Origin of the sequence: Sulfitobacter sp. AS59, from assembly GCF_038899995.1 — a bacterium.
GTDB lineage: Bacteria > Pseudomonadota > Alphaproteobacteria > Rhodobacterales > Rhodobacteraceae > Sulfitobacter.
Window position 1 is genome coordinate 308,901 of the sequence record NZ_JBBMQK010000003.1, and the last position, 21,105, is coordinate 330,005.

Here is a 21,105-nt window from a genome sequence, read left to right on the forward strand (position 1 = left end):
TTCAAGATCGGTGGAGCATCTGGTGTGGACCCGAATGCGCCGCTGTTACGATGGGATATACGCCTTGATCCGCGAAACTGCAAGCCCCGTTGCTTCGATCACGGCTGAAACCCTGCCAACTTCACGCCAAGGATATTGTAATAAAGGCAATGACAACAGCGGCAACAATACCGGCGGCAGATAGCGCAAGAGTCAACAATGATTTTTTTCCACTCTCAGCGCGGTCTGAGATAATCTTATTAAGCTCGGATCTAGCTCGATCTAAACGGCCACAAATCTCAGCCAACTCAGCAAAGTGCGCTTTATGTTTTTCATAGTCAATTGCCTGCTCATCACCGCGCTGTCGAGCAGCAATAATTGCCTCCCTGGCATCATCGCATTTTTTGAGGATTTCTATCCAATCCGGTAAAACCGGCACAATTGGAACCCTGTCATAATCCTCTTTAAATTTGTCAACCTTCTTGAAAGCAACGAAGGTTCCCGCCTCACTAGCGTCATAACTTGCACGCTGACAATGGGCGATAGCTTTATCCAACTCAAGTTCGGAAGTTGTTTCAGGATTTGTTAAGCTTAGAAGTAAATGATGCCCAGCGTACCTGAGCTCATTTATTGCAGGAATACCCGCCTTTTTTACAAAGCTTTGTACATCTCTAGCAAGCTTATCAGCAGTATCATACTCTACCTTGAGTTTCGCTAGTTTGATTGAAAATCCAGGCTCACTGATTTGCGAATTTGTAATCTTTAAATCGCTCATAATCAGCATCTACTTCCTCTTGCATGTAAAACTCGGCAAGCTGCAACCAGATATTCCCATGTGATTGCGCGCCAACAATTTCATCCGTCTCATCCTTTGACAGATTTCCAGTCCCACTTGGCACAGCAGGTTGAGCAAGAGCGAGCTTGATATTGTCGATAAGCATTTTTCTAGCCTTTTCAATTTCGAGCCTGCATTTGGGGCCATTTAGGGACAACGTCAAGCGTGCAGGCGTATATATTTTCCTTGACTCTAGCAGATGTATACGAACTTACAAGAATCAGTATATGGTGTGCCTTGCAATTTCTTCAAATATCATTGATGGGAAATAAAACTAGGCGAACCACCAGCGTTCAGCCGCGCGTAGGTTGTCTAGCGGGCGGTGCTGGCCGGTTCTGACAGGCATCGCAACGCTGCGAGATGCCGCATGGGTCATGCCACGCGCAAACGGCAGCGGGGCGATATCATCAAACCCTTGAAGCAAACCCGCATCCTCCAGATCCGCCGCGTCGACCAGATATTCGGCCAACGCCTGCGCCCGCACGGCATCAGAGGGGATCGAAACCAGTTCAACCGCGTCGAACCATCCGGCGGTATTACCTTTGTAGTGATCTGTCACGCGTTCCGCCAACAGCTGCTGGCCCGGCGTGAACCGTTTCAAACGATATAGCCCCGTGCCAACCCCCAGATCGGCGGCATGCTGGGGCCGGATAACATGGTCAGGCCCCGCAAGTGTAAACGGTAAATCCATCGCAGGCTGATCAAGGGCGATACATATCTGGTGGTCCGTCAAAACCTCGACCCGCCCGCCGACCTGCAAGGACGCGGCAACATCCCTTGCCATCATAGGCTGCCCGTCATGAAAGGTCACATCCTGACGCAGATCGAATATCCACATCCGGCCATCGTCTGATCCCTGCCAATCGGTGGCCAACTCCCCGCGCAAAGTGCCATCGGCGGCGACCTCCGTCAGGGTGTCATAAATCAACCCTTGGCGCGCGACCTTCATGAACAGACCATCGCCATTCACCCAACTGTCGCTGCGCAAGGCACCCGACAGCGCCATGCGCAACCGCCCGCCCTGTTTTGGCAAAGCAGCGGCAGACACACCCGTTGCCGCCAGCAAAGCTGCGGCGGCACCCGTGGCAAACAGCGCACGGCGATCCATCAAGGAACGGGTTTTGGTCATAGGGTGGCAATCCTGTCCATCGTGCGCACCAGTTCTGCACTGATCCCCGGCTCTGACAAGGCATGACCGGCATTGCGCACCATCTTTAACTCGGCATTCGGCCAGGCCTGTGCAATATGATAGGCGCTGGTCGGCGGGCAAATCATATCATAGCGGCCCTGAACGATCACACCGGGAATATGCGCAATCCGTGGCATATGCGCGATAATCTGCCCGTCAAACTCAAGAAAACCGGCATTGGTGAAATAGTGGTTTTCCAGTCGCGAAAACGTCCGCGAATATTCCCCCGGCCCTTCGTGGCTGCCGCCCGACGAATGGATCGACGCCAGCGCGTTTTCCCAAGCGGCCCATGCCTTGCCGTATTTAATCTCGGTCGGCATATCGCCGCTAAACAGCCGCCGGTGATAGGCTGCGATCAGATCGTCGCGTTCATCCTGCGGGATCAGGTCGACAAAGCGCGCCCATAAATCCGGCCAGAATTTCCCCGCACCGCCGCCATAGAACCAATCCAGCTCGGCTTGGGTCATGGTGAAAACACCGCGCAACACGATATTGCGCACACGGTCAGGATGGGCCTGCGCATAGATCAACGCCAGCGTCGCGCCCCAACTGCCGCCAAAAGCGATCCATTTGTCGATGCCCAGCGCCACGCGGATACGTTCAATATCAGCGACCAGATCCCATGTCGTGTTATTGGTCACCGACGCAAAGGGCTTGGACCGCCCACAACCGCGTTGATCAAATAGAATCACCCGATATTGCCGGGGGTTGAAATAGCGCCGCATCGACGGGCTGCATCCGCCACCGGGGCCGCCATGCAACACTACAACGGGGATGCCATCGGGGTTCCCGCATTGCTCAAAATACACAGTATGACCATCGCCCACGTCCATCATCTGCTGATCAAACGGATCAACAGGCGGATAAAGATATTGAACTGCGCGCTTTTGGTCCGGGATTTTGTCCATTACAGGCCTATATAGTCTTTGGACCTAAAAGAGCACAGAGAGATCAGAATGCAAGCGCCACTAAGCACCGTTGACCCCGCCGAGATTGAAAAGTTTCAGGCCATGGCCGCCGAATGGTGGGACGAGAATGGCAAATTCAAACCCCTTCACATGCTGAACCCCTGCCGGTTGGATTATATCGCCAACCAGATTGCGGGCGAATTTGACCGCGATTTGAAAACGCCGCTGCCGTTCAAGGGGCTGCGTATTCTCGATATCGGCTGCGGTGGTGGGTTGCTCTCTGAACCCATGGCGCGGCTCGGGGCCGAAGTTGTCGGTGCCGATGCAGCCGCAGGGAACATTCCCGTGGCGCAGGTCCATGCCGAACAATCCGGCCTGACCATTGATTACCGCCACACCACAGCCGAGGCGATGGCAGAAGCGGGCGAACAGTTTGATGTGGTTTTGAATATGGAGGTGGTGGAACATGTTGCATCCCCCATCGATTACCTGATCGCCTGTCGCCAGTTGCTAAAACCCGGTGGCTTGCAGATTTGTTCGACCCTGAACCGCAATCCAAAGTCCTTTATGATGGCGATTGTCGGGGCTGAACATGTGATGCGCTGGCTGCCAAAGGGCACGCATGACTGGTCAAAATTCATTACCCCCGATGAATTGTTCGATCTGCTGCGCAATGCGGGGCTGACCCCGGTTGATCGCAAGGGTTTTGTGTTCAATCCGATCACGTGGTCATGGCGTCTGTCTGATCGCGATCTTAGCGTGAATTACGTCACCGCCAGCACAAAGCCTGCTTAATCTTCGGAATGTCTGCGCAAGGCGCGCAGCGTTTCAAGGGTGGCGCGCACCTGATCCTCGCCCAGCTCATCCGCCACATCGTTAATCAACGGCGTAATTGAACGGATCGCATCATCACGGGCGTTTCGTCCAGCGGGGCTGATCGCCACCATCTTGCGGCGGGCATCATCCCAATCGGGCCTGATATGCACATATCCCGCCCACAGCAGCTTGTTCAGCGTGTTGGTCATGGCCCCGCGTGTGACATTGAACGTCTCGGCCAGTTGGGCAGGTGTCTTTTCACCATCGTGCCACGCAAGGTTATTCAGCACCGAAAAATGCGAGATTTCCATGCCCTTGGGCAGCACCCGCGTCAGGCGGTTGCGCATGCGTTGATCGGCGGACAACAGCTCGCTGATCAACGTAATCGCCAATGAATTTCGGTTTTCACTCATACGTTAACTAAGGTGCCTGAAAGTCACGGCGGTTGGCAAGGCTTGGCACGCGGGCACGCGCATCGGCAACGCGGGCCATGTCCATTTCAAACGGGTAAACCCCCGGTGCGTCGCCCGCATCCAATATCACCTCGCCCCAAGGGGCGACCGCCAGCGAATGGCCGTAGGTGGACCGAGATTTGTTGGCCTCACTTAAGTGTTCGCCCGTTTGCGCAGGGGCCAAGACAAAGCATCCATTCTCAATCGCTCGTGCCCGCAGCAATGTATGCCAATGCGCGGCACCCGTGACGGGCGAAAACGCGGCTGGCATCGTCAGAATGTCAGCGCCGGCATTGGCCAAGGTCTGATACAACATCGGAAACCGCATGTCATAGCAAATGGTCATCCCGACGCGTGCAAAGTCGGTATCAGCCACAACCGCCCTATCCCCCGGACGGTACCCAGCTGATTCGCGGTAGCTTTCGCTGGCATCAATATCCACGTCGAACATGTGGATTTTATCATAACGGGCGACGATCTGCCCCGCCGGGTCAATCATGAATGACCGGTTGGCAAAGCGGCCATCCACATCATCCGTCTTAAGGCCCAGTGACCCGATCAACAGCCAAATTCCCTTGTCCCGCGCCACATCGCGCAGCGCGGCGAGGGTTATATCATCTGCCTCATGCGCCAGCACAGCGCGCTGGTGTTCGCGGCTGGTTGATACGCAATTCGTCACCTCGGGCGTCAGGACAAACCGCGCGCCCTGATCCGCCGCATCCCGCACCATTTCAACCGTGCCCGCCAGATTGCGGGCCGGATCATCCGTGACATTCAGCTGGATCAGGGCGGCTTTCATCAGGCGGCCAACAACGCGTCCAGCTTGCCCGCGCGTTCCAGCGCGTACAATTCGTCACATCCGCCAACATGGGTGTCGCCGATAAATATCTGCGGCACAGTGCGCCCACCATTGGCACGCTGCATCATTTCGGCCTTACGCTCTGGCTGGGCCAGAACGTCCACCTCGGCAAAGCTGACGCCTTTTTCATTCAGCAGCCGCTTGGCCGCGTGGCAAAATCCGCACAGCGGCGAGGTGTAAATCTCAACGGGTTTCATAGCTGTGTCCTTTTCAGCAAATCAGTTGAACACAGACTTAGGTGTCTTTGGCCACTCTTGCCAGTGTAACGACGCGTATCGGACCTGCGCCAGCGTCAATACAGGCCCGCGCCGCCGCAAATAACGTCGCGCCAGAGGTCATAACATCGTCAACAATCAGCACCGACCGCCCCTGCATCAAATGCTGGCGCTTTGGATGGGCGCAAATCGCGTTCTCCAAAATCTCGAACCGCTCGTGGCGGGTTTTACCCTCTAGTGACACGGTTCTGCGCACCCGTTGCAACAAATCAGGGCACCATTCCAAACCGGTTTCCAACGCCAAGGCACGCCCAAGCAGGGCAGATTGGTTATAGCGACGCTTAATCAATCGCTGCCAATGCAGGGGCACCGGGGCAATCAACGTATCAGCGGGTAATTTGCCCCCCAAAGCGCGGGCCATCCAAACCGCGGCAGGTTTTGCGATTTCCTGCCTGTCACCGTGTTTCAGCGCCAGAACCATTTTGCGGCCCATGTTCGCATATAAAAGCGCCGAACGCCCCTGTACCCAAGGTGGCGGATGGGCAAGGCAACTGTCGCAATGCGCCACCTCCCCCACTTCCCCACCGGGCAACGGGATACCGCAGCTGTCGCATATCACACCGCCAACAAAGGCCGTATCGCGCCAACATGGGCCGCACAGACCAGCATGCGCATCCACCGCCCCGCCGCAACACAGACAGGCGGGCGGATAAATCAGACCAACAGCGGTTTGTAACTGGGCCAGCATGACCTTATTATTCCTTGCATGAACGCACAAAACATCCTCACGGACATCTCCGCCCTATCCCGCAGCCGCAACCGTGCCAGCGATGATGGATTATTCCTGCACCGCGCCGCCCTGGACGAGGTTCAGGATCGGCTAAGCTTGGTTAACAGGACGTTTAACAAACCGGCAATTGTCACCGGATTTCCGCAGGTTTGGGGCGATCTATATCCTGATGCACCCGTCGTGGCGGATACGGACACCCTGCTGCTGGACCAAACTGCGCATGATCTGGTGGTGCACGGGCTCGGCCTGCACTGGGCGAATGACCCCGTTGGCCAAATCATCCAATCGCGTCGCGCGCTAGAACCCGACGGGCTGTTTCTATCGGTCAGCTTTGGTGGCCAGACCCTGAACGAACTGCGCGCCTGTCTGGCACAGGCCGAGGCGCAGATTACCGGCGGATTATCCCCCCGCGTGGCACCCATGGCCGAACTGCGCGATATCGGGGGTCTGTTGCAACGCGCCGGCCTTGCCCTGCCTGTCGCTGATTCCGTAACGCTGAAAACCGAATACCGCGACATCTGGCACCTGATGCGCGACCTGCGCTCCATGGGCGAGGCGAACGCCATGCAGTCCCGCCTGCGCAAGCCCACACGCCGCGCAGTGTTCAACGCCGCCGGGCAGCTGTACCAAGACAACTTTGCCACGGACACGGGCCGCATCTCGGCAACCTTCGAAATGATCTTTCTGGCGGGGTGGGCACCGTCCGACAGCCAGCCCAAACCACTGCGCCCTGGATCAGCGCAACAGCGGCTTGCCAATGCGCTTGCCACTGCTGAAACGCCGCTGACCGATTGACCTATCAGACAAACCGTCTATCTCACGGCTAATCACCCGAAAAGGATACACCAATGACCAAGACCTGCCCAGTTCATGCCCAGCCGGATCACCCCAAGATCCCGACACCCAAAGTGGGCATTCTGTTGGCCAACCTTGGTACGCCAGATAACTATGATTACTGGTCAATGCGCCGTTATCTAGGGGAATTCCTGTCGGATCGCCGCGTCATTGATTACAGCCCGTGGCTGTGGCAACCGCTGTTGCAGCTGGTCATTTTGACCAAACGCCCCTTTACCAGCGGCGCTGCGTACAAATCGATCTGGAACGAAAAAGACGGCGAAAGCCCGTTGATGACCATCACCAAAGCACAAACAGCCAAGATCAAAGAGACGATGCAGGCGCGGTATGGTGACGCAGTTATGGTCGATTTCTGCATGCGCTACGGCAACCCGTCGACGGAATCCAAGGTCAAAGCGATGGTCGAAGCAGGCTGTCAGAAAATCCTGTTTTTCCCGCTGTATCCGCATTACGCCGGGGCCACATCTGCCACGGCAAATGATGCGTTCTTTGCCGCTTTGGCCAAGGAAAAATGGCAACCGGCCGCGCGCACGGTCCAACCCTATTTCGACCGTCCCGACTACATCGAAGCACTGGCCACCTCGATCGAGCAGGCCTATGCGAAAATGGACACCAAGCCGGACAAGCTGCTGTGCTCATACCACGGCGTGCCGCAGCGCTATTTGATGGAGGGCGACCCCTATCACTGCCAGTGCCAGAAAACGACGCGCTTGCTAAAGGAACGGTTGGGCTGGGACGACACCCAGATCATGACGACCTTCCAGTCGAAATTCGGCCCCGAGGAATGGCTGCAACCCTATACCGTGGAAGAGGTCGCGCGTCAGGCCGAGGCTGGCAACAAAAAGATCGCCGTTTGCGCGCCTGCGTTTTCCGCCGATTGCATCGAAACGCTCGAAGAGATCAACGAAGAGATCAAAGAAAGCTTTGAGCACGCAGGCGGTGAGGAGTTTCACTATATCCCCTGCTTGAACGACGACGAATTGCACATCAAAGCGCTGTCGAACGTGATCGAGGAAAACCTGCAAGGCTGGATCGACTAGGCAAAATTTGCCAGATCATTTCGCGTTATCCGCCCCTGCATAAGGACCGGATAGCGTGTGGTCTTTTTCCAGATTGAAGACACAAAAAAAGGCGGTGCAAAAGCACCGCCTTTAATTTGATTAGTCGCGTGACTTAATTAGTCAGCAACAGCAGCGGCTACGAGAACCAGCAGCATCAAAGGAATCAAAACACCGGAAGAAGAAGAGGTGGACTCTTCAACGATTACGGGTGCTTCGATGACGGGATCTGCCAGCGAGCCAGCAAATGCAGTCGATGCAGCAGCTGTCAACGCAGCGGCGAGAACGAGTTTCTTCATATCATAACCTCCAGAAAAGGCGTGCCTCACAGTGTGATAGCACGCGCCCAAGACTTACCTCGTAAAACTTTCTAAACAGCATCTGCGCGCGATTGCAAACCCGGATTCAGAGTTTTATCCCCACAAACACGCAAATATCGTCAAATTAGCAACACTTGTGTGCCTACATTAGTCAGCTCGAAAAGCTCGGCGATATGTTCGTTGTACAAACCGATGCATCCGTTCGACGAACGGCGACCGATCTTGCGCGTGTCATGGGTGCCGTGGATACGATAATACGTCCAGCTTAGATACAGCGCATGGGTGCCCAAGGGATTGTCCGGGCCCGGCCCAATAACGGCTGGCCACTCAGGGTTGCGCTCGAGCATCGAAGGCGTCGGCCGCCATGTCGGGCCTGTCACCTTTTGAATAACGCTTGTCCGGCCACGGCGCGTCAGCTCGGCGGTCAGCGGCACACTGGACGGGTATAGCTTGTAAACCGACTGATCCTCAGACCAAAAATGCACAGCGCGGCTGTCGATATCAACCAGAACGGCACCCTTTTTGGTGTCGTTGAAATAGGGCCGCCAATCCAACGTGCGAAAGCTTGAAATATTCCGGCGGACGGTCTCGTTGATGTCCCGCTCGGTTTCTGTGGTTTCGGCACTGTTTACAGTGCTTTGGGCAAGCGCAGGGCTGGCCAGCATTGCGGCACTGCCTGCCAAAAATGCACGCCGCGACGAGAGATTAAACTTTTGGTCAGACATTCAATGTCTCCTGGGATTGGTAAAAGCCATTTATTGTTACACATATATGACCCGAAAGCCGCAGTATCAAATCAAACCAACGTCAACTGGCGCACTCACGCCGATGTGCGTTTGATCTGCAACGCAGGTCAGGGTAAGGCATCGGAAACCTCAAATGCGTGGAGCTGCGCCATGATCCGTTTATTTTCCGTCCTGATTGCCCTTTCCGTGGCCCTTGCGGCCTGTGCGCCCGCCCCTACAACAACGATAGGTTCGGATGGCAAACCCCTGCCAAAGCTATACCGCATCAGCCGGAGCGATTCAGGAAAACTGCAATTCCGCATGCTTGATTCCGTCAACGCATTGCGCGGCGCGTCCGGTCTGGCCGAAGTGCAACTGGATGCAGCTCTAAACGCCGCTGCCGCCACCCATTCCCGCGATATGGCCAACCAAAACCGCCCGTGGCATTTCGGCTCTGACGGGTCATCCCCCGTCGATCGCATCCAACGCGTTGGATACACCGGCGAGTTGGTAGGCGAGGTGATCTCGGAAACCTATGAGACCGAACTTGAGACCCTTGCTGCGTGGATGGAACAGCCCGACACGCGCCGGATCATTATGGAAGCTGACGCGCGGAACTTGGGCTTTTCTTGGTACCAAGAAAGCAACGGCAAAATCTGGTGGACAATGGTGTTGGGCAAATAACCGTCAAAGGTTACTTGCCCTTAGATTTACTGTTCTAACTCAAGGATATAACGCGATTGGCGTGCCATCGCCCACCATCGCGTAAATCTCTTCAATGTCTTTATTAGAAACCGAAAGACAGCCCCATGTCCAATCATGGCGGTTCTTTTCACCGGGACGTTTCTGCCCGTGGATAAAAATATCCCCGCCCGGCTTTTTATTCATCGACGCGGCCATCGCGCGGTCAGTTTGATTTGGGTATGAAATACCCAAAGACAGATGGAATTTGCTGTTCGGATTGCGCCGGTCAATCAGGTACAAACCTTCGGGTGTTTTTCCGTCGCCTTCGAACCGTTTATGACCAACAGGCGCGAACCCCAGCTTAAAGTCATAGGTTTTCAGCACTTTGTCTTTGTGCATCAGGAACATACGGCGGTCGCCTTTGTTGGCGATCACATAGGTAACCTGCGGGCCGTTATACCGTTTAAACTTGCTCTCACCGCCACACGCACCAAGGGCCACCAACGCGGTGCCGCCCAGAATTAGATTTCTGCGTTTCATTCTCATGCCCCGTTTCGCCATGGCCTTTTCGACCTTTATCAGCTTCGCCTAGCATGTAGCAAAAATTTTGAACCTCAAAAAGCCGTTACTGGTGCTGCTTTTCTGCCAACTGCTTCTCAATCGCCACCAGCTTGCGCATGACTTCCTCACGGTAGACGTCTGTACGCTCTACCTCGTCGGCCTGATGGGCGTCTTGCATCGAGTTGACGATCAAACCCACCAAAAGGTTCACCACGGCAAAGGTCGTCACCAGAATGAACGGCACGAAAAACGCCCACGCATAGGGATAAACCTCCATCACGGGGCGCACGATCCCCATGGACCAGCTTTCCAACGTCATGATCTGAAACAAGGAATACGCACTCGCCGGCAGCGACCCGAACCATTCAGGGAACGCATCGGCAAACAGCTTGGTCGCGATCACAGACCCGATGTAAAAGATGATCGTCATCAGCAAGAACACCGACCCCATGCCCGGCAAGGCGGTGATGAACCCTTCGACGACGCGGCGCAAACGCGGTGCGACCGAGATCACCCGCAAGATACGCAAAATACGCAGCGCCCGCAGGACCGACAGCCCCTGCACGGCGGGAACAAGCGCAATCCCCACGACCGCAAAGTCGAACAAATTCCAACCGTTTCTGAAAAACCCCGTGCCGCGTGCAAAAATCTTGATCGTGATTTCGACGATAAAAATCGCAAGGCAGACGGAATCGAGAAACATGATCGCCGGGCCAAACGCATCCATCAGCGCGGGCGCAGTTTCCATGCCCAGCAGCGCGGCATTAAAAATGATCACACCAATAATGAAATTGCTAACCATTGGGCTTTCGACCCAATTACCTAGACGTTCGCGCATGAAGATGATGCCTTAATTACGTTTGCGTTTAACCTCGGGGGCAGTGAACTGCGCCGCAAGCTCCACATGGGAAGACCAGCGGAATTGGTCAACAACCTGCACCCAATTCAATGCATACCCCGCAGCAATCAAAACGGCGGCATCCCGTGCAAAGGTCACTGGATTACACGATACATAGGCCACGACGGGCGGCATCGCTTTGGCGATCTCGGCCACCTGCGCCTCGGCTCCCGCGCGGGGCGGGTCCAGCACAACCGCGTCGGTTTTGGCCAATTCATCGGGCAGCAACGGACGACGGAACAAATCGCGCGCCTCAAACGTCACGGGCTTTAGCCCCTGCGCCATCCGCCAACCGTGATCCAACGCTGCTGTCATCAGCGCGTCGCCCTCAACGGCATGCACTTCGGCATTTTCGGCCAAGGGCAGGCTGAACGTGCCGCACCCTGCGAACAGATCAATAACGTGACGCGCAGTCCCGACCGCTTCGCGCACTGCTGTCACCAACGCCGCTTCGCCCTGCGGGGTGGCCTGCAAAAACGCACCGGGGGGCGGCGTTACCTTGGCAACACCAAAGCGTTGGACCGGCGGCGTGCGCATCGCAATCACGTCGCCATCCCACGTCAGACGGGCAAGGCCCAGACTGTCGCACAGATGCGCAAGTTCTTGGCGCAAAGGGCCATCCAGCTCTTTGCCATTTTGCGCCGAAATATCCAGACCAGCGCGTGACGTGGTCACGGTCACTGCCAACGGTGCCTTGCGACTGGTGCCCACAACGGCCAATTGTTCAGTGATCGGTCTCGCTGCCATAACCGCCGGATCCAGCAGTTGGCAGCCCGGAATTTCGATCACAACATCCGACCCGCGCCCGTGAAACCCGGCCATCGCGCCCTTTTTCGTGCGCTTGGCGGCAAAGGTCGCCCGGCGACGCGATTGCGCGGGCGAGGTTTGGATCGGCTTGAATACAGTCTCTATCCCGTGGGCATCCAGCGATGCCTTGACCACACCCATCTTGAAATCCGCGACATAGTCATCCGACGCGTGCTGCAATTGGCAGCCACCGCAGGCTTTGAAATGGCGGCACGGGGCCGCAACACGGTTTTCCGATGGCTTAACGATGCGGATGTCCGTCAGGGTTTGCCCAACAGGCACGCCTGTCACGACCTCCCCCGGCAAAGTCATGGGGGCAAAGAGCGGGCCAGCGGCAATGCCGTCGCCCAAGTGACCAAGTCGCTGAATTACATATTCTGTCATGCACCGCGCATAGCGCGAAGGACGCGCCAGCAAAAGCCCCTATTCAGCGGCCTTCACATCCAGAAACCCGCCCGACTGCCGCTGCCAATACCGCGCATAAAGCCCGTCTTTCGCCAACAGCGCGTCATGTGTGCCCATTTCCACGATCCTGCCCGCGTCCATGACGGCGATCCTGTCCATCTCGGTCAGGGTCGACAGACGGTGCGCGATGGCCAGAACGGTCTTGCCCTCCATTACGCGGCTCAGGGCGGATTGAATGGCGGCCTCAACCTCGCTGTCCAGCGCGCTTGTCGCCTCGTCTAGAATCAAAATCGGCGCGTCTTTCAAAATCGCACGGGCCAAGGCGATGCGCTGGCGTTGCCCGCCAGACAGCTTAACGCCCCTTTCACCCAGATGCGCGGCATAGCCTTTGCGCCCGGTGTGGTCTTGCATCTCTTTGATAAATTCATGCGCCTCGGCCTTGGTCGCGGCGGCGATCACTTCATCCTCGGTCGCGTCGGGTTTACCATACCGGATGTTATCAAAAGCCGACCGGTTAAACATGGCCGTTTCCTGCGTGACCATCCCGATCTGACGCCGCAGGCTTTCTTGGGTGACGTTTGCAATATCCTGACCGTCAATCAGAATACGCCCTTCCTCAAGATTATAAAGACGCAACAGCAGCGAAACGAGGCTGGATTTACCGGCACCGGACGCGCCCACAATGCCCAGCTTCTCGCCCGGTTTGATATCAAGCGTCAATTGTTCGACGCCGCCGGTTTCACGCCCATAGGTGAAGCGAATATCGTCAAAATTGATCGCACCGTTGCTCACGAACAGATCCTGCGCGCCGTCTATGTCACGCAGCTGCTGGCGCGGTGTTAGCGTGCGCATGCCGTCTTCGACCTCGCCCATATTCGCGTAAAGCGCCATCAACGTGAAGCTGACCCAGCCGGTCATCTGCGCCAACCGCAAAGACACCGCACCGGTCGCCGCGATATCACCCGCCGTCACCAGCCCCAGCGACCAATACCAAAGCGCGCCACCGACCAAAAGCACCGGCAAAAGCCCGGCAATCGTCATCAGCCAAAACCGAAATGCGACACTAACCTGGCCGAAATCAAGGCTTGTGCCCAGAAATTTGTTCATCGCGCCCAGCGCGGCGCGGTCTTCAAAATCGGCATGAGCGAACAGTTTCACCGTTTTGATGTTGGTAATCGTATCAACCACCTGCCCCGTCACCATCGCCCGCGCACCGGCACGCGCCTGAGAAAACTTGCGGATGCGTGGCATGAAATGGCGGATCAAAAAGATATAGCCGACCATCCACAAAACCAACCCTGCGGCGATCCGCCAATCCACGGTGCCCAGCAGCATCACAGCGCCGACAAAGGACGCCGCTGCGAAAATGATGGTGTGGATCATTTCGACCACAACATCGGTCAAGGCGCGGCTGGTTTGCATTTCTTTTTGGGAGATCCGGCCCGCAAAATCATTGTCGAAAAACGTGACAGCCTGACCCAGCGTATAGCGATGTAACCGCGACAGCGAGATGTTGAGTATATTCGGCCCAATAACAATCGACTGCATATAGGATGCCATCCCAAAGAGCCCGGGCCGCAGGATCAGGAAGAACACCAAACAGCCAATCATCAAGCCGATCTGATCGCTAAAAACGGCGCTTGGCGTAGATGACAACGCCGCATCAACAACCCACCCCAACACAAGCGCGGCCAATACCTCGACCACACCGGCGATCATGGATAGGAAAGCGGCCAAAGCTAGCGCGATCCAGCACCCCTTGAGGGCCCAGCCAAAAAACGGCAGCAAGCGTTGCGGCGGGTCACCATCGGCGGGCGCAAAGGGGTCAATCAAATCGGCAATCTTCATCTTTAATCGTCTTCCGTCTTGAGGAACCCGCCGGATTGCCGGCCCCAGAAATCAGCATATAGCCCGCCATTCGCCAAAAGCATGTCATGCGTGCCTTCTTCTACGATGCGCCCGTCATCCATCACCAAAATCCGGTCCATCTCGGCGATGGTCGAAAGACGATGCGCGATGGCGATAACGGTCTTCCCTTCCATCATGCCATAAAGCGTTTCCTGAATGGCGGCCTCGACCTCGCTATCCAGCGCACTTGTCGCCTCGTCCAGCAGCAGGATCGGCGCATTTTTCAGGATCACACGGGCAAGTGCTATCCGTTGGCGTTGCCCGCCAGACAGCTTTACACCCCGTTCACCGACCTGTGCATCATACCCCGACCGCCCGTCAGCATCTGCCAGATCATGAATGAAATCATGCGCTTGCGCTTGTTTCGCGGCAGCGACGACCTCCTCGGTCGTTGCGCTTGGTCGGCCATACAAGATGTTTTCGCGAATGGTGCGGTGCAGCAATGCGCTGTCTTGTTGCACCATCCCGATGTTTTGCCGCAGGCTGTCTTGCCCCACCTTGGTGATATCCTGACCGTCGATCAAAATCTGACCGTTTTCAGGATCATAGAACCGCAAAAGCAGCTTGACCAAGGTCGATTTGCCCGCGCCCGACCGCCCGATCAACCCGATCTTTTCGCCCGGTTTGACGACCAGATTAACGTTGTTCAAACCACCGGACCCACGACCATAGTGATGCGACAATCCGATCATTTCGACCCGCCCGTCGGTCAGCTCAAGCGGGCGCGCATCAGCGTCATCAACCAGCGCAATGGGTTGGGCAATCGTCTCCAGCCCCTCGGCCACGACACCAAGCTGCTGAAAGAACGTCGAAAGCGCCCACATGATCCAGGCCGTCATTGAATTCAGCCGCAAGGTCAGCGCGGCGGCGGCGGTCACGGCCCCGACGGTGGCATGACCCGCAGACCACAAATAAAACGCCCAGCCCACGACACCAACGATCAAAAGACCGTTCAACATGACCAGACACACATCCATCACCGTGAAAATGCGCATCTCTTTCTGAAAGGTTTTGCGGGCGTTTTCGATGGCGGATTTGGCATAATTCACCTCGCGGTCGTGATGGGCAAACATCTTGACCGAATGAATATTGGTATAGCTGTCAACGACACGGCCTGTGACCTCGGACCGGGCATCGGATGCCGCTTTGGACGCGACGCTGACACGCGTTACCGTCCAACGGGTCAGCAACATATAAAGCGAGAACCAGATCACCAGCGGAATAAGCAGCTGCCAATCCGACGTGGTCAACAAAATCGCGGCACCGATCAAATAGGCCAGCGAATACGAAATCGCATCGAAAACGTGGAATATCACCTCGCCTGCGGCGGGGGGCGTTTGCATGATTCGGTTGGCAATACGCCCGGCAAAGTCATCCTCGAACCAGCCGACGGATTGCCGCAACACCTGCCGATGCGACCGCCAGCGAAACAGCGCCCCGTAATTCGGCAAAATCGCATTGTTCAGCAACAGCACGTCTAAGCCCTGCATCAAGGGCCGCAAAAGCAGAATGAAAAGCGCAACCAGAATAAATTCGGTCTTATAGGTTTGCCAAACCTCGGCAGGCGATCCATCCAGCAGATCCACCAGACGGCCCATGTAATAGATCAGCCCGATCTCGATCCCCGCGACAATGATCGACATGAAACCTGTCAGCCAAAACAGCTTTTTGAACGGTTTGCTATAATCAAGAAAGAATGCCCACAGCCCGGTTGGGGGCGTGTCCTGTTCAGGATACTCGACATAAGGGTCGACAAGGTTTTCAAAGAAACGAAACATGACAAGACTTCCAAATATATGGGTCGAGATATTCAGACCGCGCGGCACAAGTCCACCTTTTGCGGTCAGGTATTTGGCGTATCCAACAAAGCGGCGCGATCGGCAGCAAACCCCGATGCGATCCAAACCGCCTCAAGCTGCTTGAGCCGTTTGCCCAGATCAGGGCCTGAATATTCCGGCATCAGGTCCGCCGATTTGATCGGGAAAACCGCTTGGCTCGCCTGCTGAATCGTCTCTAACACGGACAAATCGGGCGGTGTTTCGGCGATACAGGCGCGCAGCAACCATGCACCTTGCGCGATTTTCACACCATGACGATAGGCCAGCTCGGCAATGGGTGCTCCTCCGAACGCGGCATCCTTTATACGGTCCAGATCACGCGCATCAGCTTTGCTAAGCCTCAAACGACCCGCAACATCATCGCCCCCCAACGCGGCCAGCCGCCACAACCACGTGGCCGGCAAACCCGCGAGCCGTTCGAAATGCACCAACATCGCGATCCAGCGGTCATCTGATCCGGGCAATATAGCGCCCAAAACACCTGTCTGACGCATCGCGGCCAGGGCTGGCGCGGGATCGGGCGCGCGCAAAATCTTTTGCATCTCGGCTCCGACACGCTCCGCCGAAAGCGTCTCTAACCCGTCGGTATTCGATGCGATTGCCGATAATGCATCTGCATCTGCATCAAACCCTTCGGCGGGGTCCGAATACCACGCACAAAACCGGAAAAACCGCAATGTCCGCAGATAATCCTCGCGAATGCGGGCATTGGCATCTTCGATAAACCGCACACGGCGGGCGCGCAGATCGGCCATCCCCTCAAGCGGATCAATAACGCGGCCCTCGGCATCGGCATAAAGCGCGTTCATCGTGAAATCACGGCGGCGGGCGTCATCATCAATATTATCGGAGAAGGCGACAACAGCGCGGCGACCATCGGTTTCAACATCTCGGCGAAAGGTTGTGACCTCGAACCCTTTGCCGCCACTGACGACCGTCACCGTTCCATGTTCAACACCGGTTGGAACCGCCTTTAACCCAGCCTGACGCGCCAACGCCATCACCCGTTCGGGCAAGGCATCTGTCGACATGTCCACGTCACTATCCGGCAGACCCAACAATGCGTTGCGCACGCAGCCCCCGACAAAGTAGATACGGTGGCCGCCCGCCTCGATCGCGTGGGCGACCGCTTGCGCATCCGCATCGGCAAGCCAACTGGTATCAGCAGGAAGGGTTATGTCATACGTTCGCACCATGCCCGCAGCATACGCGCGGTTGCCCCCCAAATGTAATAGGGGCCGTAGGGAACAACGTAATAATGCCGTTGTTTTCCGCGCCAGCGACGCGATTGCACCAGATAATTATCGGCGTTCAGCACATGGCTTAGCGGAACGGTGAATACTTCCTCGACCTCGCCGGGTTCAGGGATAATGTCAAAAACGTCTCTAACAAGGCCAATAACGGGGGTCACATGAAAATTGGTCACTGTTTCATGGGCTGGAAGCGTACCCAACACATCGACCAGTTCGGTCGGCAGGCCGATCTCTTCACGCGCCTCGCGCAGGGCGGCGGCAATCACATCGGCATCGCCATCGTCCTGCTTGCCGCCCGGAAACGCGATTTGCCCCGGATGATGTTTCAACGCAGAGGACCGTTTGGTCAGGATAAGTTCGAACTGGCCGTTTTTCTCAACAATCGGGGCAAGCACACCTGCAGGTCGCAATATGCGATCTGCGGGCAGCAACACATCCTTGTTCAGGTCAAAATCGGACGACATGACGCCAGTTTGCGCCAGCGCCGTCCGAAAATTGTTTATCTGATCATTCAGCACGGGCGGATTCGGCGTCAAACCCGACTGTTTTCGGATCCAGATCGTAATGCGCGCTGCAGAACTGGCAATCTGCGGTCACACGGCCGTCTTCCGTTGTCATCTTTTCGATGTCCTTGGCCGAATAGATCGACAAGCTTTGGCGCACGCGCTCTTCCGAACAGGAACACCCGAAACGTACGGCCTGCGCGTCATAAACACGCGGCGATTCCTCGTGAAACAGGCGCAACAACAGATCCGTGGGCGGCAAGCTGGGGCCGATCAGCTCCAACTCGTCCACAGTATCCAGCAGCACATTGGCGCGCCGCCAGTTTTCGCCCTCTTCACCATCGACCAGATCATCAGGCGTCAGGATTTCACCTGTACCTTCAGTTTTTGCGGCAAATGGCGACGCTTTGGGCATGTGCTGCAACATCACGCCGCCTGCACGCCAATGTTCGGCCTCGCCCGGCATGGACGATTTACCAAAGCTGAGCTGAAAGCGCGTCGGCAGCTGTTCGGACTGCGCAAAATAGGATTCCGCACAGGCAGACAGCGACCCACCGGCAAGCGGCGTGATCCCTTGATAGGGTGTCATGCCCTCGCCTTGGTCGATCATGACGGCAAAATACCCTTTGCCGACCTGCTCAAACGCGGGCGCATCGGTAATCCGATCCGCGTCAAAGCTGGCATAGGCGCGAATACGGGCCGGGGCTCCTTCGTCGGTCGGGCCATAATAATCGACGGCAATCATGCGCACGGGGCCATCCGACTGGACCTGCAACTGCAATTTCCAACGCAGCTTGATCGTTTGGCCGATCAACGCGGCCAGCAACGCCATCTCGGCGACCAATGCTTCGACCTTTTCAGGATAGTCGTGCTGACGTAGAATCCCCTCAAGGACGCCATCCAAACGGGCCACACGGCCGCGAATGTCGGACGCATCCAGTTGAAAGGGCAGAACGGTGTCGTCCCACGCGATTTTATTTCCTTGGTTCATCAGACTTTCCTTACAGGCGGGCAGTTGGCATACCGCGTCTATATAAGGGCAACAAGCCACACGAAAAGGGGTGTTATATGCTGCGAAGATTTGGCGAGCCGCCATTGGCTGGCAAAAACTATACCATTCGGCCCGGTGCCTATGCGATTTTGCCGCTGAAAAACCGGTTTTTAATGACCGCGCAGATGTCGCCCCAGGTGGATGTGCAATTGCCAGGTGGCGGTATTGATCCCGGCGAATCCCCCCTTCAGGCGCTGCACCGCGAAGTGATGGAGGAGATCGGTTGGAAGATCGGATACCCCCGGCGGTTGGGCGCGTTCCGGCGGTTTGTGTATATGCCCGAATATGACCTCTGGGCGGAAAAGCTGTGCCATGTCTATGTCGCGCACCCAATCCGCCAAATCGCCGATCCCATCGAACCGAATCATACAACCATTGTGCTGTCTGCCGATGAATCCCTAGCCGTTTTGGGCAATGATGGTGACCGGTCATTCCTGCAGGAATACTGCGCTAACGGCCTGTAAATTCAAATAAAATTCCTGAAACATCATCAGGAAACTCGGCATGTCCGGAAAACTCGGACAGCTTCCACAAGATCGCCTCGAGCAGCGGCGGGCCTGACACATCGCGCAGCGCGAAAAGCATCTTGGCGAGGCCCTCTTCCTCCATCATCGTCCCCTCTGGATCGGGGCATTCGGTCACCCCGTCCGACAGGATCAAAAGCCGGTCGCCGGGGGATAAATCTACGTCGAATTTTTCGTATTCGACCTTGGCCATCAGCCCGACGGGAAAACCACCGGGACCGTTTTGTTCAATTTTGCCATCGCGGCGCTGCACCACGGGATGGGGGTGGCCCGCCTGACACATCGACACATGGCCCGATTTCAAATCAACCTCTGCCAAAAGCAGCGTAAAATAATGTTCGGTTTCCATCTCGCTGAGCACCAGATCGTTCAATTCGGAAACGACCTGTTCCGGCGGGCGCATCTTATATTCACCACCGTGATCGCGGGTTAGGGCGATATTCTGGTCAGGCACGGCGGCCGAAAGATAGCCCGCCAACCGCGCCGTCATCAGCGCAGAGCTGATCCCGTGGCCTGAAACATCAATTCCGAAAAGCCCAAGTTTCGTGTCGTTCACCGGAAAGAACCCGACCAGATCCCCGCCGACATGACCGCTGGATCGCAGCAACAGCGATAGCTTGCCCCCGTCAAAATCGCGGGTACGTTCGCGGACCAGTGATTGTTGGAGCTTCTTTGCCTCGATCAGATCCTTATCCAGCAGGTCATAAACACGCTGCAATTCGTCCAATGTGTGGGTGATAATCAGGTTTTTATCAATCAACTGGCGCTGCATTTCCAAGATACGTTCGCCCGCCGCGATCCGGGCGCGCAGTTCGTGCACATCAACCGGTTTGCTTAGAAAATCATCGGCACCGCTGTCCAATCCCTTGGCGACTTCGGCCTTTTCGCTTTTCGACGTTAGTAAGATAAAATAGCCGTATTGCGTTTCGGATAACGCACGGAATTCGCGGCAAAATTCCAACCCGGACATCCCCGGCATCACCCAATCGCTTAGCACCAGATCGGGCAATTGCGCCTTACACTTCTCAATCGCTTCGGGGCCCGATGCAGCCTCGACCACGGAAAACCCCCATTTCCTAAGCGACGCACCCAGAATGCGACGCTGCAGTTTGCTGTCATCCACAACCATAGCAAGCTGCATGACGCCGTGGCGCTGCGGCTGTTCTGAAATTTTCGGATTGTGGTGCATCAAATTGACCGTTCAGAGAGGTGAAAGCACAGCTCTACTGCACAGCTGTTTAACAGCCCATGAAACCTAAAACTTGAACAAACAATCGCCAGTGACCCACCTGCCGTTAATCAACTTGTTCTATCGTTTCCGGTGAAAGGAATCTGCACCATGATTGACTGGGCACAGGTTAACACCCTGCGTGATGACGTTGGAAAAGAAGACTTTGCTGAAATTGTTGAAATTTTTATCGACGAGGTGGAAGACGTTATCGAAAAGCTGCGCACCGTGCCCGACCTGAACACGCTTGGCGACGACCTACATTTCCTTAAAGGCAGCGCGCTGAACCTTGGGTTTCTGGCCTTTTCGGAACAATGCCAACTGGGGGAAACAAATTCAGCCGCTGGCCACGCCGATCAGGTTGATATTTCCGCGATTGTTGCTGCTTATGATTCATCCAAAACGAAATTTATTGCCGAAATGCCCACGGCGCTGACCGCCTAA

The 21,105-nt window shown here is 56.1% G+C and carries 25 protein-coding genes; 6 read left to right on the forward strand and 19 right to left on the reverse strand.

Translation table 11 applies throughout. From position 1 onward, the window contains the following. Window positions 1–121 precede the first annotated feature (121 nt). From WNY39_RS08950 to pip, 4 genes are all read right to left on the reverse strand, one after another. Entirely contained in the window at window positions 122–763 is a 642-nt protein-coding gene (locus WNY39_RS08950; RefSeq protein WP_342845214.1) for a hypothetical protein, read from the reverse strand. Next, window positions 717–920 carry a hypothetical protein gene (locus WNY39_RS08955; protein WP_342845215.1) on the reverse strand — a complete coding sequence of 68 codons (204 nt, stop codon included), beginning with the start codon at window positions 918–920 and terminating at the stop codon, window positions 717–719. The genes WNY39_RS08950 and WNY39_RS08955 overlap by 47 nt, the downstream gene beginning before the upstream one ends. Before the next feature lie 168 nt (window positions 921–1,088). Continuing rightward, window positions 1,089–1,943, reverse strand: coding sequence for an ABC transporter substrate-binding protein (locus WNY39_RS08960; RefSeq protein ID WP_342845216.1), 855 nt, complete (start codon window positions 1,941–1,943; stop codon window positions 1,089–1,091). Then, window positions 1,940–2,911: a prolyl aminopeptidase gene (gene pip / locus WNY39_RS08965; protein WP_342845217.1), complete on the reverse strand. Its 972-nt coding sequence runs from the start codon at window positions 2,909–2,911 to the stop codon at window positions 1,940–1,942. Before pip ends, WNY39_RS08960 begins: the two co-directional genes overlap by 4 nt. Window positions 2,912–2,959: 48 nt before the next feature. On the opposite strand from pip, the gene ubiG reads away from it, so the two are divergent. Further along, window positions 2,960–3,706 (forward strand): bifunctional 2-polyprenyl-6-hydroxyphenol methylase/3-demethylubiquinol 3-O-methyltransferase UbiG, encoded by a 747-nt coding sequence (gene ubiG, locus WNY39_RS08970; protein WP_341232770.1) that lies wholly within the window; start codon window positions 2,960–2,962, stop codon window positions 3,704–3,706. Here ubiG and WNY39_RS08975 read toward each other — a convergent pair. From WNY39_RS08975 to WNY39_RS08990, 4 genes are read right to left on the reverse strand one after another with little or no spacing between them, the layout of a single operon-like run. After that, window positions 3,703–4,140, reverse strand: coding sequence for a MarR family winged helix-turn-helix transcriptional regulator (locus WNY39_RS08975; protein ID WP_093916315.1), 438 nt, complete (start codon window positions 4,138–4,140; stop codon window positions 3,703–3,705). The two genes, ubiG and WNY39_RS08975, sit on opposite strands and share 4 nt — an antisense overlap. Before the next feature lie 7 nt (window positions 4,141–4,147). Continuing rightward, window positions 4,148–4,978, reverse strand: a complete 831-nt coding sequence (locus WNY39_RS08980) for a carbon-nitrogen hydrolase family protein (protein WP_342845218.1) — start codon at window positions 4,976–4,978, stop codon at window positions 4,148–4,150. Continuing rightward, window positions 4,978–5,235: a glutaredoxin 3 gene (grxC, locus tag WNY39_RS08985; protein ID WP_093916313.1), complete on the reverse strand. Its 258-nt coding sequence runs from the start codon at window positions 5,233–5,235 to the stop codon at window positions 4,978–4,980. The genes WNY39_RS08980 and grxC overlap by 1 nt, the downstream gene beginning before the upstream one ends. 37 nt (window positions 5,236–5,272) lie before the next feature. Further along, window positions 5,273–6,001: a ComF family protein gene (locus WNY39_RS08990; protein ID WP_342845219.1), complete on the reverse strand. Its 729-nt coding sequence runs from the start codon at window positions 5,999–6,001 to the stop codon at window positions 5,273–5,275. An 18-nt stretch (window positions 6,002–6,019) separates the two neighbouring features. Between WNY39_RS08990 and WNY39_RS08995 the strand changes: the two genes are divergently transcribed. After that, window positions 6,020–6,838: an SAM-dependent methyltransferase gene (locus tag WNY39_RS08995; protein ID WP_342845220.1), complete on the forward strand. Its 819-nt coding sequence runs from the start codon at window positions 6,020–6,022 to the stop codon at window positions 6,836–6,838. A gap of 53 nt (window positions 6,839–6,891) precedes the next feature. Beyond that, window positions 6,892–7,938, forward strand: coding sequence for a ferrochelatase (gene hemH / locus WNY39_RS09000; RefSeq protein WP_339761797.1), 1,047 nt, complete (start codon window positions 6,892–6,894; stop codon window positions 7,936–7,938). A gap of 137 nt (window positions 7,939–8,075) precedes the next feature. On the opposite strand, the gene WNY39_RS09005 is transcribed toward hemH, so the two are convergent. Together WNY39_RS09005 and WNY39_RS09010 are read right to left on the reverse strand one after the other, a co-directional pair. Then, the gene (locus tag WNY39_RS09005; RefSeq protein WP_341232775.1) at window positions 8,076–8,255 is read right to left on the reverse strand and encodes a hypothetical protein; all 180 of its coding nucleotides are present in this window, start codon (window positions 8,253–8,255) and stop codon (window positions 8,076–8,078) included. Window positions 8,256–8,395: 140 nt separating this feature from the next. Continuing rightward, complete coding sequence (locus WNY39_RS09010) at window positions 8,396–9,001, reverse strand: L,D-transpeptidase (RefSeq protein WP_341232776.1); 606 nt, start codon at window positions 8,999–9,001, stop codon at window positions 8,396–8,398. 171 nt (window positions 9,002–9,172) lie between these two features. On the opposite strand from WNY39_RS09010, the gene WNY39_RS09015 reads away from it, so the two are divergent. Then, window positions 9,173–9,685: a CAP domain-containing protein gene (locus tag WNY39_RS09015; RefSeq protein WP_341232777.1), complete on the forward strand. Its 513-nt coding sequence runs from the start codon at window positions 9,173–9,175 to the stop codon at window positions 9,683–9,685. A 39-nt stretch (window positions 9,686–9,724) separates the two neighbouring features. Here the strand turns inward: WNY39_RS09015 and WNY39_RS09020 are convergent, their stop codons facing one another. From WNY39_RS09020 to WNY39_RS09055, 8 genes are all read right to left on the reverse strand, one after another. Beyond that, window positions 9,725–10,225, reverse strand: a complete 501-nt coding sequence (locus WNY39_RS09020; protein WP_342845221.1) for a L,D-transpeptidase family protein — start codon at window positions 10,223–10,225, stop codon at window positions 9,725–9,727. 85 nt (window positions 10,226–10,310) lie between these two features. After that, window positions 10,311–11,084: an ion transporter gene (locus WNY39_RS09025; RefSeq protein ID WP_342845222.1), complete on the reverse strand. Its 774-nt coding sequence runs from the start codon at window positions 11,082–11,084 to the stop codon at window positions 10,311–10,313. Between the two features lie 12 nt (window positions 11,085–11,096). Then, window positions 11,097–12,335, reverse strand: a complete 1,239-nt coding sequence (locus WNY39_RS09030) for a class I SAM-dependent RNA methyltransferase (protein WP_342845224.1) — start codon at window positions 12,333–12,335, stop codon at window positions 11,097–11,099. Between the two features lie 39 nt (window positions 12,336–12,374). Next, window positions 12,375–14,204, reverse strand: a complete 1,830-nt coding sequence (locus WNY39_RS09035) for an ABC transporter ATP-binding protein (protein WP_342845225.1) — start codon at window positions 14,202–14,204, stop codon at window positions 12,375–12,377. Between the two features lie 2 nt (window positions 14,205–14,206). Then, on the reverse strand, window positions 14,207–16,042 hold the full coding sequence (locus WNY39_RS09040) for an ABC transporter ATP-binding protein (protein ID WP_342845226.1): 1,836 nt from the start codon (window positions 16,040–16,042) through the stop codon (window positions 14,207–14,209). 65 nt (window positions 16,043–16,107) lie between these two features. Further along, a complete protein-coding gene (locus WNY39_RS09045) occupies window positions 16,108–17,298 on the reverse strand; it encodes a CCA tRNA nucleotidyltransferase (protein WP_342845227.1) in 1,191 nt (396 codons plus the stop codon). Next, the gene (locus tag WNY39_RS09050; RefSeq protein ID WP_342845400.1) at window positions 17,277–17,819 is read right to left on the reverse strand and encodes a CoA pyrophosphatase; all 543 of its coding nucleotides are present in this window, start codon (window positions 17,817–17,819) and stop codon (window positions 17,277–17,279) included. Before WNY39_RS09050 ends, WNY39_RS09045 begins: the two co-directional genes overlap by 22 nt. Window positions 17,820–17,862: 43 nt before the next feature. Further along, complete coding sequence (locus WNY39_RS09055) at window positions 17,863–18,849, reverse strand: Hsp33 family molecular chaperone HslO (RefSeq protein ID WP_342845228.1); 987 nt, start codon at window positions 18,847–18,849, stop codon at window positions 17,863–17,865. A gap of 77 nt (window positions 18,850–18,926) precedes the next feature. Here WNY39_RS09055 and WNY39_RS09060 point away from each other — a divergent pair, with 77 nt between their 5' ends. Then, entirely contained in the window at window positions 18,927–19,373 is a 447-nt protein-coding gene (locus WNY39_RS09060) for an NUDIX hydrolase (RefSeq protein WP_342845229.1), read from the forward strand. On the opposite strand, the gene WNY39_RS09065 is transcribed toward WNY39_RS09060, so the two are convergent. Then, a complete protein-coding gene (locus tag WNY39_RS09065) occupies window positions 19,360–20,622 on the reverse strand; it encodes a fused response regulator/phosphatase (protein WP_342845230.1) in 1,263 nt (420 codons plus the stop codon). The genes WNY39_RS09060 and WNY39_RS09065 overlap by 14 nt on opposite strands. Window positions 20,623–20,772: 150 nt before the next feature. Here WNY39_RS09065 and WNY39_RS09070 point away from each other — a divergent pair, with 150 nt between their 5' ends. After that, window positions 20,773–21,105: an Hpt domain-containing protein gene (locus tag WNY39_RS09070; RefSeq protein WP_342845231.1), complete on the forward strand. Its 333-nt coding sequence runs from the start codon at window positions 20,773–20,775 to the stop codon at window positions 21,103–21,105.

What these genes read in the sequence shown, in the direction of transcription:
- WNY39_RS09045 (WP_342845227.1), bottom strand. Translation starts at nt 17,298, where the DNA reads ATGGTGCGAACGTATGACATAACCCTTCCTGCTGATACCAGTTGGCTT.
- WNY39_RS09055 (WP_342845228.1), bottom strand. Translation starts at nt 18,849, where the DNA reads ATGAACCAAGGAAATAAAATCGCGTGGGACGACACCGTTCTGCCCTTT.
- WNY39_RS08990 (WP_342845219.1), bottom strand. Translation starts at nt 6,001, where the DNA reads ATGCTGGCCCAGTTACAAACCGCTGTTGGTCTGATTTATCCGCCCGCC.
- grxC (WP_093916313.1), bottom strand. Translation starts at nt 5,235, where the DNA reads ATGAAACCCGTTGAGATTTACACCTCGCCGCTGTGCGGATTTTGCCAC.
- WNY39_RS09005 (WP_341232775.1), bottom strand. Translation starts at nt 8,255, where the DNA reads ATGAAGAAACTCGTTCTCGCCGCTGCGTTGACAGCTGCTGCATCGACT.
- WNY39_RS08975 (WP_093916315.1), bottom strand. Translation starts at nt 4,140, where the DNA reads ATGAGTGAAAACCGAAATTCATTGGCGATTACGTTGATCAGCGAGCTG.
- pip (WP_342845217.1), bottom strand. Translation starts at nt 2,911, where the DNA reads ATGGACAAAATCCCGGACCAAAAGCGCGCAGTTCAATATCTTTATCCG.
- WNY39_RS09035 (WP_342845225.1), bottom strand. Translation starts at nt 14,204, where the DNA reads ATGAAGATTGCCGATTTGATTGACCCCTTTGCGCCCGCCGATGGTGAC.
- WNY39_RS08950 (WP_342845214.1), bottom strand. Translation starts at nt 763, where the DNA reads ATGCTGATTATGAGCGATTTAAAGATTACAAATTCGCAAATCAGTGAG.
- WNY39_RS09030 (WP_342845224.1), bottom strand. Translation starts at nt 12,335, where the DNA reads ATGACAGAATATGTAATTCAGCGACTTGGTCACTTGGGCGACGGCATT.
- WNY39_RS09015 (WP_341232777.1), top strand. Translation starts at nt 9,173, where the DNA reads ATGATCCGTTTATTTTCCGTCCTGATTGCCCTTTCCGTGGCCCTTGCG.
- WNY39_RS08980 (WP_342845218.1), bottom strand. Translation starts at nt 4,978, where the DNA reads ATGAAAGCCGCCCTGATCCAGCTGAATGTCACGGATGATCCGGCCCGC.
- WNY39_RS09065 (WP_342845230.1), bottom strand. Translation starts at nt 20,622, where the DNA reads ATGCACCACAATCCGAAAATTTCAGAACAGCCGCAGCGCCACGGCGTC.
- ubiG (WP_341232770.1), top strand. Translation starts at nt 2,960, where the DNA reads ATGCAAGCGCCACTAAGCACCGTTGACCCCGCCGAGATTGAAAAGTTT.
- WNY39_RS09025 (WP_342845222.1), bottom strand. Translation starts at nt 11,084, where the DNA reads ATGCGCGAACGTCTAGGTAATTGGGTCGAAAGCCCAATGGTTAGCAAT.
- WNY39_RS09070 (WP_342845231.1), top strand. Translation starts at nt 20,773, where the DNA reads ATGATTGACTGGGCACAGGTTAACACCCTGCGTGATGACGTTGGAAAA.
- WNY39_RS08955 (WP_342845215.1), bottom strand. Translation starts at nt 920, where the DNA reads ATGCTTATCGACAATATCAAGCTCGCTCTTGCTCAACCTGCTGTGCCA.
- WNY39_RS09010 (WP_341232776.1), bottom strand. Translation starts at nt 9,001, where the DNA reads ATGTCTGACCAAAAGTTTAATCTCTCGTCGCGGCGTGCATTTTTGGCA.
- WNY39_RS09060 (WP_342845229.1), top strand. Translation starts at nt 18,927, where the DNA reads ATGCTGCGAAGATTTGGCGAGCCGCCATTGGCTGGCAAAAACTATACC.
- WNY39_RS08960 (WP_342845216.1), bottom strand. Translation starts at nt 1,943, where the DNA reads ATGACCAAAACCCGTTCCTTGATGGATCGCCGTGCGCTGTTTGCCACG.
- hemH (WP_339761797.1), top strand. Translation starts at nt 6,892, where the DNA reads ATGACCAAGACCTGCCCAGTTCATGCCCAGCCGGATCACCCCAAGATC.
- WNY39_RS09050 (WP_342845400.1), bottom strand. Translation starts at nt 17,819, where the DNA reads ATGTCGTCCGATTTTGACCTGAACAAGGATGTGTTGCTGCCCGCAGAT.
- WNY39_RS08995 (WP_342845220.1), top strand. Translation starts at nt 6,020, where the DNA reads ATGAACGCACAAAACATCCTCACGGACATCTCCGCCCTATCCCGCAGC.
- WNY39_RS09020 (WP_342845221.1), bottom strand. Translation starts at nt 10,225, where the DNA reads ATGAAACGCAGAAATCTAATTCTGGGCGGCACCGCGTTGGTGGCCCTT.
- WNY39_RS09040 (WP_342845226.1), bottom strand. Translation starts at nt 16,042, where the DNA reads ATGTTTCGTTTCTTTGAAAACCTTGTCGACCCTTATGTCGAGTATCCT.